The organism is Romboutsia sp. LXY-2 (assembly GCF_056171995.1).
The window spans coordinates 25,315-40,407 of the sequence record NZ_JBKFGI010000019.1 but is presented as its reverse complement, the minus strand read 5'-3'; the positions used below and the strand labels follow the sequence as shown (position 1 = coordinate 40,407).

Annotated in this window: 14 protein-coding genes; 5 read left to right on the top strand and 9 right to left on the bottom strand. The window is 30.7% G+C overall.

The features are described 5' to 3' along the window. Positions 1 to 88: 88 nt before the first annotated feature. Positions 89 to 367 (bottom strand): septation regulator SpoVG, encoded by a 279-nt coding sequence (gene spoVG, locus ACI48P_RS20690; protein WP_475219194.1) that lies wholly within the window; start codon positions 365 to 367, stop codon positions 89 to 91. Between the two features lie 131 nt (positions 368 to 498). Then, complete coding sequence (purR, locus tag ACI48P_RS20685) at positions 499 to 1,374, bottom strand: pur operon repressor (protein ID WP_475219192.1); 876 nt, start codon at positions 1,372 to 1,374, stop codon at positions 499 to 501. 221 nt (positions 1,375 to 1,595) lie between these two features. Between purR and murC the strand changes: the two genes are divergently transcribed. Both murC and ACI48P_RS20675 read left to right on the top strand, forming a co-directional pair. Beyond that, on the top strand, positions 1,596 to 2,948 hold the full coding sequence (gene murC / locus ACI48P_RS20680) for a UDP-N-acetylmuramate--L-alanine ligase (protein ID WP_475219191.1): 1,353 nt from the start codon (positions 1,596 to 1,598) through the stop codon (positions 2,946 to 2,948). Positions 2,949 to 3,111: 163 nt separating this feature from the next. Further along, the gene (locus tag ACI48P_RS20675; protein WP_475219190.1) at positions 3,112 to 4,224 is read left to right on the top strand and encodes a GH25 family lysozyme; all 1,113 of its coding nucleotides are present in this window, start codon (positions 3,112 to 3,114) and stop codon (positions 4,222 to 4,224) included. Between the two features lie 104 nt (positions 4,225 to 4,328). Here the strand turns inward: ACI48P_RS20675 and ACI48P_RS20670 are convergent, their stop codons facing one another. Continuing rightward, the gene (locus ACI48P_RS20670) at positions 4,329 to 5,132 is read right to left on the bottom strand and encodes a hypothetical protein (protein ID WP_475219188.1); all 804 of its coding nucleotides are present in this window, start codon (positions 5,130 to 5,132) and stop codon (positions 4,329 to 4,331) included. 236 nt (positions 5,133 to 5,368) lie between these two features. On the opposite strand from ACI48P_RS20670, the gene ACI48P_RS20665 reads away from it, so the two are divergent. Further along, complete coding sequence (locus ACI48P_RS20665; protein WP_475219186.1) at positions 5,369 to 5,719, top strand: phage holin family protein; 351 nt, start codon at positions 5,369 to 5,371, stop codon at positions 5,717 to 5,719. Positions 5,720 to 5,882: 163 nt separating this feature from the next. Here the strand turns inward: ACI48P_RS20665 and ACI48P_RS20660 are convergent, their stop codons facing one another. The 4 genes from ACI48P_RS20660 to ACI48P_RS20645 all read right to left on the bottom strand — a co-directional run bounded on the left by ACI48P_RS20660 (position 5,883) and on the right by ACI48P_RS20645 (position 10,403). Beyond that, positions 5,883 to 6,998 carry a M20/M25/M40 family metallo-hydrolase gene (locus tag ACI48P_RS20660; RefSeq protein ID WP_475219184.1) on the bottom strand — a complete coding sequence of 372 codons (1,116 nt, stop codon included), beginning with the start codon at positions 6,996 to 6,998 and terminating at the stop codon, positions 5,883 to 5,885. 65 nt (positions 6,999 to 7,063) lie between these two features. Further along, positions 7,064 to 8,341 carry a hypothetical protein gene (locus ACI48P_RS20655; RefSeq protein ID WP_475219183.1) on the bottom strand — a complete coding sequence of 426 codons (1,278 nt, stop codon included), beginning with the start codon at positions 8,339 to 8,341 and terminating at the stop codon, positions 7,064 to 7,066. Positions 8,342 to 8,430: 89 nt separating this feature from the next. Beyond that, positions 8,431 to 9,744: a sensor histidine kinase gene (locus tag ACI48P_RS20650; RefSeq protein WP_475219182.1), complete on the bottom strand. Its 1,314-nt coding sequence runs from the start codon at positions 9,742 to 9,744 to the stop codon at positions 8,431 to 8,433. Continuing rightward, the gene (locus ACI48P_RS20645; protein WP_475219180.1) at positions 9,741 to 10,403 is read right to left on the bottom strand and encodes a response regulator transcription factor; all 663 of its coding nucleotides are present in this window, start codon (positions 10,401 to 10,403) and stop codon (positions 9,741 to 9,743) included. The genes ACI48P_RS20650 and ACI48P_RS20645 overlap by 4 nt, the downstream gene beginning before the upstream one ends. 185 nt (positions 10,404 to 10,588) lie before the next feature. On the opposite strand from ACI48P_RS20645, the gene ACI48P_RS20640 reads away from it, so the two are divergent. Both ACI48P_RS20640 and ACI48P_RS20635 read left to right on the top strand, forming a co-directional pair. Beyond that, positions 10,589 to 12,097: a YfcC family protein gene (locus ACI48P_RS20640; protein WP_475219178.1), complete on the top strand. Its 1,509-nt coding sequence runs from the start codon at positions 10,589 to 10,591 to the stop codon at positions 12,095 to 12,097. A 44-nt stretch (positions 12,098 to 12,141) separates the two neighbouring features. After that, the gene (locus tag ACI48P_RS20635; protein ID WP_475219176.1) at positions 12,142 to 13,272 is read left to right on the top strand and encodes an NAD/NADP octopine/nopaline dehydrogenase family protein; all 1,131 of its coding nucleotides are present in this window, start codon (positions 12,142 to 12,144) and stop codon (positions 13,270 to 13,272) included. Positions 13,273 to 13,392: 120 nt separating this feature from the next. Here ACI48P_RS20635 and rsmA read toward each other — a convergent pair whose 3' ends face one another. Both rsmA and rnmV read right to left on the bottom strand, forming a co-directional pair. After that, entirely contained in the window at positions 13,393 to 14,256 is an 864-nt protein-coding gene (rsmA, locus tag ACI48P_RS20630; protein ID WP_475219174.1) for a 16S rRNA (adenine(1518)-N(6)/adenine(1519)-N(6))-dimethyltransferase RsmA, read from the bottom strand. A gap of 24 nt (positions 14,257 to 14,280) precedes the next feature. Then, on the bottom strand, positions 14,281 to 14,811 hold the full coding sequence (rnmV, locus tag ACI48P_RS20625) for a ribonuclease M5 (RefSeq protein WP_475219172.1): 531 nt from the start codon (positions 14,809 to 14,811) through the stop codon (positions 14,281 to 14,283). Positions 14,812 to 15,093: the final 282 nt, after the last annotated feature.

Sequence of the window (15,093 nt, the reverse complement as noted above, 5' to 3'; positions counted from 1 at the left end):
ACGAAAAAGTATACAACAAAACGAAATTTTCCATGCAAAAAAGAGTCGAATAGTTCGACTCCAAGCAAAATCTCTTTTATATTCAAAATTATTCAGCCGCAACTTCTAATTGAGCCACTGCTTCTTGATAAGCCTTTAACACAGACTCTTCTAATACTTGTCTCATTTCTGCATTTATTGGATGAGCTATGTCTCTAAAATTGCCTTCCCCTACTTTTCTAGATGGCATAGCTATAAATAATCCATTGTGCCCTTCTATTACTTTTATATCGTGTACAACAAATAGATTATCGAAAGTTAATGAAACTATACATTTCATTTTTCCCTCATCTGTTATTTTTCTTACTCTTACGTCAGTTATCTTCATAACTTAATATCCCCCTTTTGATTTTGACTGTTTTAATAAGTGTAAATATATTTATCTAAATAATTAATTCTATGGAGTTAGAGAATATCCTTTATTATTTTTATTTTTTTTACCATTTCTTGTGAATATTTCTACTCTTCCTCGTCAATTATCTCATTTATCTCATAAACCTCATCAAATTCTTCATTTCTGTACTCGTCTATGAATGTTTTTAAATTTGGCTCAACTGATATTTGTCCCCCATTAACATCAAGTTGTATTAAAGAAATATAATCTTCTACCATTTTCTCTTCTGGTGTAATAGTAGAAATAAATACTCCTGTTCCTATTACTTCTGCTCCAAATTCAGTCATAAGGTCTACCATCCCTTTGATAGTACCTCCGCCTCTCATGAAGTCATCTATTAGTATAACTTTACTATTTGGCTTTATTGCTTTTCTTGGTAAACTCATACTTTCTACTTTAGAGTTGTTTCCACTTACATATGTCATGCTAAGTGTAGGTCCCTCTGATACTTTTATATCTTTTCTTATTATAACTAGTGGAAGATTCATGGCCTTTGCTGTCATAAGTGCCATTGGTATACCTTTAGTTTCCATAGTTACTACACAATCTGCGTCTGTGTAATCTATATTTGATGCAAATATCTTTCCTATCTTAGAGGCGATACTTGGATTGTATATTAAATCTATTAAATATAAAAATCCACCTGACAGTATTCTTGAAGGATCGCTTATTTTTTCACATAATTCTTTTAAGAATTCTTCATTTTCTGCCTTAGATGTTTTTGGTATGTACTTAACCCCACCAGCTGCACCTGAGATTGTGATTACTCTGCCTAATTCCAGTTTCTCAAATACATTTTTCACTACCAATAAATCCTCACTTATTGTAGATTTTGCTGCATTAAATTGGTTAGTGAAATAGCTTAATGTGAATATCTTATTTGGGTTGTCCGATAATATTTTAACTATCGCACCAATTCTTTCCGTTCTTTTAAACTTCATTAAAATCCCTCCTACAATTGCGATTGTTTAACTTCAAACTAAATAATGCATAACACACGGTGTTATGATATAATATTGGTTATGTTTTATTATAATTTCAAATATATTATATATATAGTCTAGTATATGTATATTAAGCATAAAATATTGAACATTGTACTATTATACCACAAAGATAGTTCATATTGTAGGACTTAATTAAAAAGAAAGGTGGTTTTGTTATGAATATACATTTTATAGGAGTTGGCGGTATAAGCATGAGCGCCTTAGCTGAAATATGCCTAAACAAAGGATACAAAGTTTCTGGTTCTGATGCTAACGAATCTTATCTATTAGATAAGCTTAGATCACAAGGTGCCAACATATTCCTTGGACATAAAAAAGAAAACATATCTGACGATGTTGATATGGTAGTTTACACTGCTGCTGTTCATGATGACAATGCTGAACTTGTAGCTGCTAAAGAAAAAAATAAACTTATAATGAATAGAGCTGCTTTCTTAGGGCAAATAATGAGAGAATACAAAAACTCAATAGCAGTTTCTGGAACTCACGGAAAAACATCTACAACTTCTATGTTATCAACAATATTTGAGTACGCTCATTTAGATCCAACTATACTTGTTGGTGGTAACTTAAGTGTTATAGGTGGGAATGTTAAAATAGGTAATTCTGATCATTTCATAACTGAAGCTTGTGAATATGTTGATAGTTTCCTAAACTTTAACCCTAAAATATCTATAGTATTAAATGTAGAAGAAGATCACCTTGATTATTTCTCTGGTCTAGATGAGATAAAAGCATCTTTCAACAAGTTTGGTAAATTACTTCCTAAAGATGGATACTTTATTATAAACGGTGACGATCAAAACACTGATGACATATTACATGAAGTAAAAGCTTCTATAATAAAATACGGTAGAGAAGAATTCAACAATGCAATAATAAAGAATATAGACTTCTCTAGTGAAGGCTACGGATTATTCGAAATAGAATACAACAAGGAAAGCTTAGGAGTATTTGAACTTTCTGTTCCAGGACTACACAACATATACAATGCAACTGCAGCAATACTTACTGCATTTGTTTCAGGTATAGACTTAGAAACAATAAGAGAAAACATAAAAGCTTACAAAGGTGTTGGTAGAAGATTCGAAGTTAAAGGTACTTACAACGGTGCTTTAGTAGTGGATGACTATGCTCACCATCCAACTGAGTTAAAGGCAACTTTATCTGCAGCAAAGAAGATGAAAAAATCTACTTTATGGTGCATATTCCAACCACACACTTACACTAGAACAAAATCTCTTTTAAATGAATTCTCTGAAGCCTTCTATTCAGCTGATAAAGTTATAATAACTGATATCTACGCTGCAAGGGAAGACGACCCAGGCGATATACATTCAAGAAACTTAGTTGAAAAACTATACCAAAATCATGTTGATGCAGTGTATATCAGCAAATTCGAAGATATAACAGATTATCTTCGTGACCATGTAAAAGACAATGATTTAGTTATAACAGCTGGAGCTGGACCTATATATAAGGTTGCCGAAGCTTTGATAGAACAGTAAAATTTAAACAGTTGGTTTCTATAATTTATGGAAATCAGCTGTTTTTTACATTTTGCCTCTAATTTCAAACTTATCTTAACAATTTCGACTTTTATTTCATAGTATATTCTATAAAAGAATTTTAATGTCTTTTTATAAATTATGTAGATATGGAGGTTTTTTTATGCAGTCCAGAAGTTCATCTAACTATAAAGGCATAGATGTAAGCCATTGGGATGGAGTTATAGATTTTGATAAAGTAAAAGATGATGGCATAAAAATTGTTTATATTAAAGCGACGCAAGGAGAATTCTTCGTTGACCCACATTTTGTAACAAATGCTAAAAACGCTAAAAAAAGCGGTCTATTAACAGGATACTATCATTATTTTACTGCTGTATCGGAAGATGGAGCAATTAATGAAGCTATTCACTTCGTAAACACAATTAATCACTACCCTTGGGATTGTCGACTTGCTATAGATATTGAGGAAAGTAACAATCTAGATGGCTATACTTTGAGTAATCTTTGTAGAATTTTCTTAGAAAAAGTTAAATCCCTTACTAAATCAGATGTGGTAATCTACACTTACACATCCTTTATATCAAACTATTTAAAAAATTATTTAGATATATATCCTCTATGGGTAGCAGAATACGGAGTTGATACTCCTCGATCTAATGATATTTGGAATACCTGGATAGGCTTACAATATTCTAGCACTGGTCATATATCTGGCGTAAATTCAGATGTTGACCTAGACGAATTTACTAAAGAAATACTTCTAAATGCTGAGCTAAAAGATAAAACTCATACAATCACTTCTGATAAGCACCATTCTGAACACAAAGATATCCATAGCAATACAAATAAAGATACATCTAAAAATAAATCCATAGGCAAAGCAAAGGCTAGAGATAAAGATAGACCTAAGCCTAAAGCTAAATCCAAAAACAAACACGACGACAACACATGCATAAGATACAAGGTCAAGCCTGGTGATAATCTGACTTATCTTGCTGAAAAATTCGAAACTACAGTTAGTAGTATTGTTAGAACTAACCATATAAAAAATCCTAATATAATTTATGTTGGTCAAGTATTAAAGATTTGTAAATATGATTACACTACCCATGACCACATTGAAAAAGAGAAAATTGTAAAATATCGAGTAAGACCAGGAGATACATTGTCTTATCTTGCTGAAAAATTCAACACAACCGTTGAACATATTGTTGAACTAAATCATATAAGAAATCCTAACATAATTTATGTTGGGCAAATATTGAAAATCTAGTTATTTCATACTTTTAACTATATATCCTAGTTTCATATAAAAAATAACCCTATTTTTAAATAAGCATATATACCTTTAAAAATAGGGTTATTAAAATCTTTTTATTATTCTTTTATTTTAAATACTTCATCTTTTAAATAATCAAATAAACCTGTATGAACTTCATAGTAAGACACTTCCCCTTTAGAAGTTATCTTCACATAATCTTTCCCCATAGTTTCTAGTCTAACTTCATAGCTTTTACCTTTTATATCTATAGCGAAATTATAATCACTTCTTTCCTTGCTCTTTTCTGGTTGAACCTTACCAACCATTCTTTTTGAAGCCATCTTATAAGAAAGGTCATCATACTTCCACTTATGAATTACCTTTGTATCTCCTGTACTACTAGTTATAGTTACCTTATCGTATGTCTTATATTGTTTTACAAAATCAAAAGATGTATATATACTTTTCTTTATGATATTTTCAAACTCTTTCTTAACACCTACAGGAACTTTATAATATTCTTCTTTATTTACAGAATAAACTCTGAAATAGTTTAAATCTGTTGAGAATCTTAAACCATCATCAGAATTTCCTACATATAATGCAGAATAACCCTCTGGTGTTCTTATCTCACTAAATTCTGAGAAGAAATACTTTATTTCCTTCCAATATTCTTCATCTATCTTTATACTAGATAATTCACTATCTGATTCATCGCTTATATATATTTTTTGCTTACCTTTTATTTGAGTTATTAAAGGTCTTGTGTCTTCTGCCTGCTCTTCGTTTTTAGTTTTATTTTTTTCTTCTGGTTTGTCCATATTTTTAAATACTGTAAAAGATATAAAATAAACTACAAAAAATGCTATGATTCCAATTGTTAAAGCAGCACTTTTTTTCATTTTTCTTTTCTTTGCCATTCTATCACCCCTTATTTGCTATAGTCATATAACAATTATATTACTTTTTATGACATTTTTTAAGACATATTTACTTAAAACTATATTTCCAGGGAAATTATTCCAACATCGCACTAAAATATTGCATAATGAATATACTAAAATTATATTTACACATTAATTATAAGTAAATACCTTCATTATATCACCAAAATGATGTATCATTATATAATATTATTTAATATAGGAGAATTAAAATGATTAAAAAAATATTTTCAAACATCATACTTAGTGCATTGTCACTATACTTAGTATCAATAGCAGTAGATAGCATGACTATATTTTCTTTAACTTCATTAATAGAGCTATCTATAGTGTTAGGATTATTAAACGTAACTATAAAACCAATACTAAAGTTTTTCTCGTTTCCAATAACATTCCTTACACTAGGTTTATTTTCACTTATCATAAACGCAGTTGTACTAAAGTTTGCATTTTCAATAGTACCAGGAGTTTACCTACAAGGCTTCACACCAGCGATAGGAGCCTCAGTACTATTATCAATAGTAAACTGGATATTATACAAAATATTCGATGTAGAAAAATAATTGACCAAACTAAAAAAATTGTAATGGGGATTTAGCGTAGGGTAGGATTAATTCGTTTAAATGTCATTCGCAGACCCGCCTTTGGTCTGCATGACATAAAACGAACTAATCTTATCCGGAGCGTCAATCCCTATTACAATTTTCCGTTTGCAAATTTATACTATTATGCTTCTTTGATTATTTCAGTTACCATTATTCCTGAGTTCATTAAGTCTTCTATAGCTATATACTCTTCTAATGTATGAGCATTCTTCATACCTATACCTAAGTTTATAGCTTTTATTCCATTCTTAACTAATATGTTAGTGTCACTTCCTCCACCAGTTGAACCTGGCTTACCTTCTATGTTCATGTTTGCAAATGCTTTCATAGCTAATTTAACTATTTCATCATCTTCACATACATTAAGCGGAGTGTACGCTCTATCAGTTACTATTTCTATTTCAGCTCCAAACTCTTTCGCAGCATTCTTGAAAGTTTCTACCATATGGTTAGTTTGAGCATTTAATTTTTCTTCATTTAAACTTCTAGCTTCTGCTATTATTTCTAGCTCTGGCATAACTATGTTAGTAGCTACTCCACCTTTAACTATACCTATATTAGCAGTAGTTTCTTCATCTATTCTTAATAACTTCATGTTTTCTATTGCTCTAGAAGCTACCATTATAGCACTTATACCGTTTTCCGGTTGAAGTCCTGCATGAGCTGGTCTTCCTGTTATTGTAACTTTTATTGAATCTTGAGCAGGTGCTTTTACTATTATTTCTCCTGGAGATCCACCACTATCTAATACAAATGCGTACTCAGCATCTATCTTAGAGTAATCTAAGTTTTTAGCTCCACGAAGTCCGCCTTCTTCCCATATAGAGAATACTACTTGTATATCACCGTGATCTACATTATTTTCTTTTATTGCTCTTATTCCTTCTAGTATAGCAGCTATACCAGCTTTATCATCAGAACCTAATACTGTAGTTCCATCACTTTTGATTATTCCATTAGCTTCATCTACTATTGGCTTAACACCTATACTTGGGCTAACAGTGTCCATGTGTGAACTGAATAATATTTTCTTTCCTGGTCTAGTTCCTTTTAATGTTGCTATTACATTTCCAGTTTCTGCTCCAGTTAATTCCCCTGCATTGTCTATTACTACTTCACAACCTAAATCTTCAAGCTTCTTAACTAAAACTTTAGCTATAGCCCCTTCCTTTGATGTAGGGCTATCTATTTGTACTAACTCAAGAAATTCATCCATAAGTCTTTGCTTATTTATCATAAGTTGCCTCCAAAATTTTCTATATTTACTTCTTATTTTAGTTGAATTGTAAGATATTATCAATATTATTTTATAATTCTTCTTGATCTAGGATCTATAAAACATAACCAATATCCTAGACTATCATTCCTAGTATCGCAAGCCTGATACACACTAAATCCTGTGTGTCCTCTGTCTGGCTGCTCATCCCTTCTTCCTGGTACTGCATAAATATAATTTTTTCTCTTATTATACTCATCATATTGTACACCAAATAAGTAGTGTCTATACTTATAAGAGTTCATAATAGCATCACTATACATAGTGAAGTTTAATGTATTTACATACCCTAAATAAGGCATTGTATATCCGCATAATGTTGCTGGACTTATTTCTATTTTCCACCATCTTGTGTCTTCTAAGTAATCACAAACAAAAGGTTTAACTTCTCTAAAATATTTTAGTCCTTTTTTTATTTGTCTTGGCATAAGAAGTGTGCCTGATTGCTTATTACTTTGTTCTGGCTCAGGTTGTGCATATGCTTGTTTTTGTGGTTGAGGTCTTGTTGTATGTTGTTTTTGAGTTGGCTGTTTTGGCACTTGCGGTCTTTGATACTTAGATTTTTTAGGTTCTACGTAGTTTCTAGGTCTAGGAGTAAGATATTCTTCATAGTTGTTTATTTCTTCGTATTCCTCATCCTCTTCTTCATATTCATCTTCATCATCAATCTCAATATACTCTATTTCCTCATATTCATACTCATCATCGTTATTGCTATTTTCATATTCGTCATTGTCATTATAATCATATCCGTCATCTAAATCTTCATCATCAACTTCTATATACTCTATTTCTTCATATTCATATTCTTCTCCGTCATCATCTACTTCTATATATTCGTACTCGTCGTCTTCATCCACTTCTACATATTCGTACTCGTCGCCATCATCCACTTCTACATACTCATATTCTTCATCGTCGTCCCCAGTAAATAATATCTCTTCATAGTTATCAATCTTCGCCCCTTTAAATCCTATTAAAGGAACTATTCTCTCATATAATATTGCAATACCTTTTATCTCTACTTCATCATTAACTAAATCTAATACAAATTCTCCCTTACCTTGCTCGCTAACTACTATCTTTCCTAAATCAACAGTTTCATAGTCACTTTGTATGGCAACTACTCTGTAACCATCTTTCATATATTTAATATTTTCTACATACAATGCTACTACCGATTTTTCTTCATTTACTTCAACTTTTGCGAAGGCTTTAGGAAGTACACGTTCTTTATATCTGAAATTGGTATCTTTAGCTTCAAGGATGATGTAATCTCGTTTAAATTTTCTTTTACTAGCCACTCTAATCCCCCCTTAACATAAGTTCTCTAGATAGTATATGACTATCATTTTAAAAAAAGTACAGCATTTTATGTTAAGGATATTAGTTTTCATATTGATTTTATTAACGTAAGTTTGAATAAGCAACCTATTTTCGTAGGAACATATATAAGTTTACCTTTATATAACTCTGCTGTTCTCTTACATATAGCTAGCCCTAAACCTGATTTACCATTATTACCTTTAACAAATGGTTTAAATATATCTTCACTATTTATAATAGACATAGCTTCTCCATCATTAAAGAATAAGATATTTATCTTATCTTCTTCTTGTATTGCTCTTATTATTATCTTTTCCTTAGCATATCTAAGCTGATTGTCTATCATATTTTCAAACATTACATCTACTTCTTCACTATTTCCTAATACCTGAATACTAGGATTAATATTTACAATAATCTCAACATCTTCTCTAAGCTTTTTAACAAACTTAAAATTCTTTATAGTCCTATCTACTGATGTCCTTAAATTAAAAGGATCTAACTCCTTATTACTTCTCTCTTTACTTAGCTTTGAAATAAATAATAAATCTTCCACCTTATTTTGCATTCTATTAGTTTGCTCCACTATTATATCTAGACTCGAATCTAGATCACCTTCTGGATACATATCATCTCTTATGGCTTCAGTATAGCTACTAATAATCATTATTGGTGTTTTTAATTCATGAGATATATATTCAATCATAGATTGCTTAATATTATCTCTTTCTTTTAACTTTTCTCTCATATGTTCAACTGAATCTACCAAACTTATTAATTCTTCACTACTTGTTGATACATCTATTGGCTCATCCCAATCTTTATACGCAATTTTATTTGTGTGATCACTTATTTTGTTTATATCCTTTACCAAGTGTTTGCATATAATCCTAACTATGAAAATAGCAATAACTATTACTATAACCGCAAATATAACTATGCTTATAACTATATTAGGAAGTATTTCTTTGTATATATTTCTAATAACAGAGTATGTATATATTTTTTCTCCATTTTCTTCTGAGATACTAATTCTATACATAAGCTCTTTACCATCAATTTCTTCCTGATACATTTGACTGCTATCTTTTTGCATTTTAGCTGTTTCAAATAAATGTTTGGCTATATTTTCTCCATGGATAGCTTCTACTAAAGTTATACTTTGTGCATTTACGCCAATAATCCATTCGTCTTTGAATTCAAGACCTTGACCTTCATCCATTTTCATTTCTAATATCTTATCCTCAAAATGGTTATCAAAGTTATAATAAAATCCAAAATATATTATTCCTATTATGACTAAACATATAGATATAATTAAAGTTGAAAAATATACACACAGCTTCAAATATAACGATTTCCCATTAAGCTTTTTTATCATATATTACACCTGTATCCATAACCATAAATTGTTTCTATGTTTAGCAAAGGCATCTTTTTTCTTATTTTTTTTATATAACTATCAACTACTCTATCACTTCCAAAATACCCATCTTCCCATATTATATCTATTATATTTTCTCTAGATAAAGCTATAGAGCTATTTTTTATAAAGTATATAACTAGGTCATATTCTCTTGCTGTTAAATTTATTATATTAGTACCTACTGATATTGTTCTTTTCTTAGTATCAATTGCATAATCGTGTATCTTTATAATATTTTTATTAGTGTTATCTTGGTTTATAACTCCTAATAGCTTATTGACTCTAAATACAAGTTCTTTAGGTAAAAATGGTTTGGCTATATAATCATCACATCCCATTTCAAAACCTATTACTCTATCAATACTTTCTCCTCTTGCAGATATTAAAATTATAGGTACATTTTTATCTTTTTCTTTTATTTCCTTTAGTATCTCAAATCCATTTCCATCAGGTAGCATTATATCAATTACCCAAATATCTATATTTTCATTATTTGAATACTTGAATTGAGCTGTATTTTCATAAGATAAAACATTTAATCCCTCTTTTGATAAGTACATCTCTAGTATATTATTTAATGCCTTTTCATCTTCTACTAATCCCACAGTATACATGACTTCCCCCACCTATCATATATTGATTTTACTTATATTGTATAACTTGAGTTACTTAATTTTATAATATTTCCATATTTTTGTACACATTTTGTCATAATTAATACACATTTATTCTTTTAATTATCATAGTACTTCCACATTTAATTAGTAAAATTAAAAAAAAGTCAAATGGAGGAAATATTATGAATGCAGAAGTTAGTGATCAAGAAACAAAACAAACAACTAAAAAATCAAAGTTTGAAATGCCTTCAGCCTTTACTACATTGTTGATACTTACGTGTATAGTGGCAATACTTACACACCTTATTCCAGCTGGTCAGTATCAATATTTAGATGGTGTTCCAATAGAAGGTACTTATACTCCTGTTGATGCAAACCCTCAAGGTTTGTGGGATGTTATGGCTGCACCAATCAAAGGATTTGATAGCGCTTTAGAAGTTGCTTTATTTGTATTAGTTCTTGGTGGATGTTTAGGTATTATCTTTAAAACGCAAGCAATAGATGCTGCTTTAGGAAAAATAGCCACTAACCTTAAAGGTCGAGAAAAGCTAATGATTCCTATATTGATGACAGTTTGTGCCATAGGTGGTGCAAGTTATGGTATGGCAGAGGAAACGATAGCCTTCTATCCTATTGTAATACCAATTTTATTAAGTGCTGGCTATGATGTTGTTACTGGTATTATGGCAATATTTTTAGGTGCTGGTGTAGGTATATTAGGTGGTATCGTAAATCCATTCTCTACTGGAATTGCATCTAGCCTTGCTGGTATTTCTTTAGCAGATGGTATGGTTTATAGATTAGCGCTTCTTATATTATCATTGTTATTTGCCATTACATTTGTTATGAGATACGCAGAAAAAGTAAGAAAAGATCCTAGTAAATCTATAGTTTTTGATATGAAAGATGATGTAGAATCAGTATTCAAAAAAAATGTGGAAGCTTCATTAGAATTAACTAGAGAAAGAAGAAACGTACTTATTGTGTTTGGTTTAACCTTCGTAATAATGATATTAGGTATTATCCCTTGGGAAGCAAAGTTTGGCATAGATATTTTTGCTAACCTAGATGCTTTTATAAAATCCATACCATTTATTGGTCCATTTATTGGTAATATACTGCCCCTGGGAGACTGGTATTTCCAAGATATGACTATATTATTCTTCATATCTAGTATCATAATTGCTAAAGTTTATAAGTTTAAGGAAAAAGAAATTGTAAGTCTATTTGTAGATGGTGCAAGAGACTTATTAGGAGTCGCTCTAATACTTGGTGTTGCTAAAGGTATATCTATCATTATGAATGACGGTATGATAATCGGAACTATATTAAACTTTGGAGAAAACTTGTTATCTAATTTAAGTTCTACAGTGTTTGCAATAGTTGCATATATCATGTATATACCTATGAGTTTCTTTATTCCATCTTCTTCAGGTTTAGCTACTGCTTCTATACCGATAGTTGCACCACTAGCTGATTTTGCAGGTGTTGGAAGAGAGTTAATAGTATTAGCATTCCAAGCTGGAGCAGAAACAATGAACTTATTCTCTCCAACTCAGGTTGTTTTAATAGGTGCTCTTACACTAGCTAACGTTCCGTATACTCGTTGGTTAAAACACATAATACCTTTTGTTTTAGGAATCATGGGGATTACTATAAGTGTTTTAGCTATTGGAGTAATGATGTCATAAATCACTATAAGTTGATTAATATATATTTTGGGGAGGATTTAAATATGAAAAAAGTTAGTATAATAGGTGCTGGTAATGGTGGTTTAACAGCTGCATACCATTTAAGTAAGATAGGAAATTCTGTATGTATATATGATTCACCTGTATTTGATGCACAAATAAAAGCTATAAATGAAAAAGGCGGTATAGAAGCTGTAGAAAAACTATATGATTGCGATATGTCATTTTCTGGATTCGAAAAAATAACAAAAGCAACTACAGATATAAAAGAAGCTGTTGATTTTTCTGATTTACTTATTATGATATGTCCATCTTTTGCACAGGAAATATTATTTAATCAAATGTTACCTCATCTTAGAGATAATCAAACAATAGTTTTACTACCTGGTAATTATGGAGGCTTAGTATTAAATAGAATAAAAAATGAAAGTGATAAAAAAGATTTGGATATAACTTTTGTTGATGCTATAAGTATACCTTGGGCTTGTAGAATTGTAGAACCTGGTACTGTAGCAATTATGGGATTAAAAGACTTTTTACCTATGAGTATTTTCCCATACTCAAAAAAAGATATAGTTAGTGAACAATTAGATAATGTTTTACCTTTAAGAGTTGAATTTTTACCAAATCCAATGGTAGCTGGATTAGAAAACATAAACTTTGGTGGCCATCCTTTATTAACTACTTTAAATATGGGATTATTAGAAAACTTCAATGGTGAATTTAATTATTATAGAGACTGCTGTAGTCCTGCAACTGCAAATGCTGCTGCTAAGATGGACTTAGAACGTTTAGCTGTTGGAGATGCATTTGGATTTAACCTAAAGACTGAATTAGATGCAATGAATGAACTGTATTCTTGTAATTATGAAACTGTTTATGAATTCAATAGAGCATCTTCTACTCATGCTAAAATCAATAGTTCTCCAAATAGTTCTAAGGCTAGATATATAACAGAAGATGTTCCATATTTATTAGTACCTTGCTTTGAGCTTGCAAAACTAGCTGGTTTAAATGTACCTATAGTTGAGTCTTGTATACATATAGCATCTTCATACAATGATGCTGATTACTTTGCAACTGGAAGAACTTTAGAAAAAATGGGGCTAGCTGATATGAGTATCAAAGAAATAGTTTCATATTTAAACCAAGGAGAAGTAGTTTCTGCTCACTAATGTAATTTAACTTTAAACTTTTATATTTTAATATATCTAAGATACATGTAGCAAGTATATTTTGAGTAAAATAGAGGAGCATATCAATTTTTATATAGCTCCTCTATTATTATATAAACTTTATTTATTTCTTTTACAAACAGCGTTAGATAAAGTAGCAAACTCTTCTATTGAAAGAGTTTCTCCTCTTCTTTTTTCATCTATGTTAGCTTCTTGTAAAACTTCTTTTATCTCTTCTTTGGATAAGAATCCTAAAGTACTTAATGCATTAAGAAGAGTTTTTCTTCTTTGACCGAAAGCAGCTTTTACTGTTTTGAAGAATATTTCTTCATTATCTACAGGATATTTTCTTTCTTCTCTTACGTGAAGTCCTATTACTGTAGAATCTACATTTGGTTGTGGTACAAACATATGTCTAGGAGCTTTTGCTACTATTTCAGTGTCACAGTAGTATTGAACCGCTACTGATAATGCACCGTAATCCTTAGTGCTAGGCACTGCATTCATTCTGTCTGCAACTTCTTTTTGAACCATAACAACTATATCTGTTACTGGTATATCTTCTTCTAAGAATTTCATAACTATTGGTGTAGTTATGTAGTATGGAAGGTTAGCTACTAGCTTAACTGGACCTCCATTTAATTTTTCTTTTACTATTTCTTGAACATCTACCTTTAAGATATCTTTGTTTATTACTTCTACATTTTCAAGATCTGATAATGTTTCTTGTAATATAGGTATTAATGTTTTATCTATTTCTATAGCAACAACTTTATCAGCTACCTTACCCATTTCACGAGTAAGTGTACCTATACCAGGTCCAACCTCTATTATGTGGTCTCCTTCTGATAATCTAGCACCAGCTAATATACTATCTATTACATTGTCGTCTATTAAGAAGTTTTGTCCTAATGACTTTGAAAACTTAAAATTATGTTTTGCAACTACTTCTTTGGTCGCTCTGTGTGAAGAAAGTCTGTCCATTTTGTCTCTCCTTTTGTATGTATTTTATATACTTTCTATAGCTTTTTCGAACTCTTCTCTTGAAACTCCATAGTTATTTAATCTATTTAGGAATTGTTTTGCATTTCCGTATCCTATCCCCAATATCTTGCCTACTTCATCTCTTCTTGTTGAAGCGTCTTCGTTTCCTATTAATCCGTTTCTTATTAAATCTACTTGCTTAAATTCTTCTCTTTTTTCTATACTTTCAGTTCTTACTTTTTCAAGAGCTGCTAATATACTTTTAGGCGTTGCATTTTCTATACCTATATCACCATCTTTTTTAGCTTCTTCTCTTGGTAAAAAGGCATGCTTACATCCTGGAACTTCTGCAGCTATTTTTTTCCTTATTTTTTCACCAGCAAAGTCTGGGTCTGTAAATATTATTACTCCACGTCTTTCCTGTGCAGATTTTATACGCTCCATAACTCCCTTTGGAAATCCAAAACCACCTGTAGTGATAAGTTCACAATCCAGTGCTCTTTTTACAGCTGTTACATCGTCTCTTCCTTCTACTACTATTATTTCCTTTATCATTATAAAATCACCTTTTAATTCATTTTAAAAAACTCATATCCTTATATTTTACGTTTTTTACCCAATTTAATCAAGAGAAAAGAAAGCTTTTAAAATTTTAGTCTTAGCGTAATACACCGCTACGGCATAAAAGCCAAGTTCCACTCCATGTAGGCGATAAAGCTGCCTGAAAATGTCGTTCGAACTTGGCTTTCATACCTTCGTTAGTTTTTTCGCTAACTAATATTTAAAACAGCCCGTAGGGCAAAATATATATGAAGAAGGTGACGATAAAGATAAAAT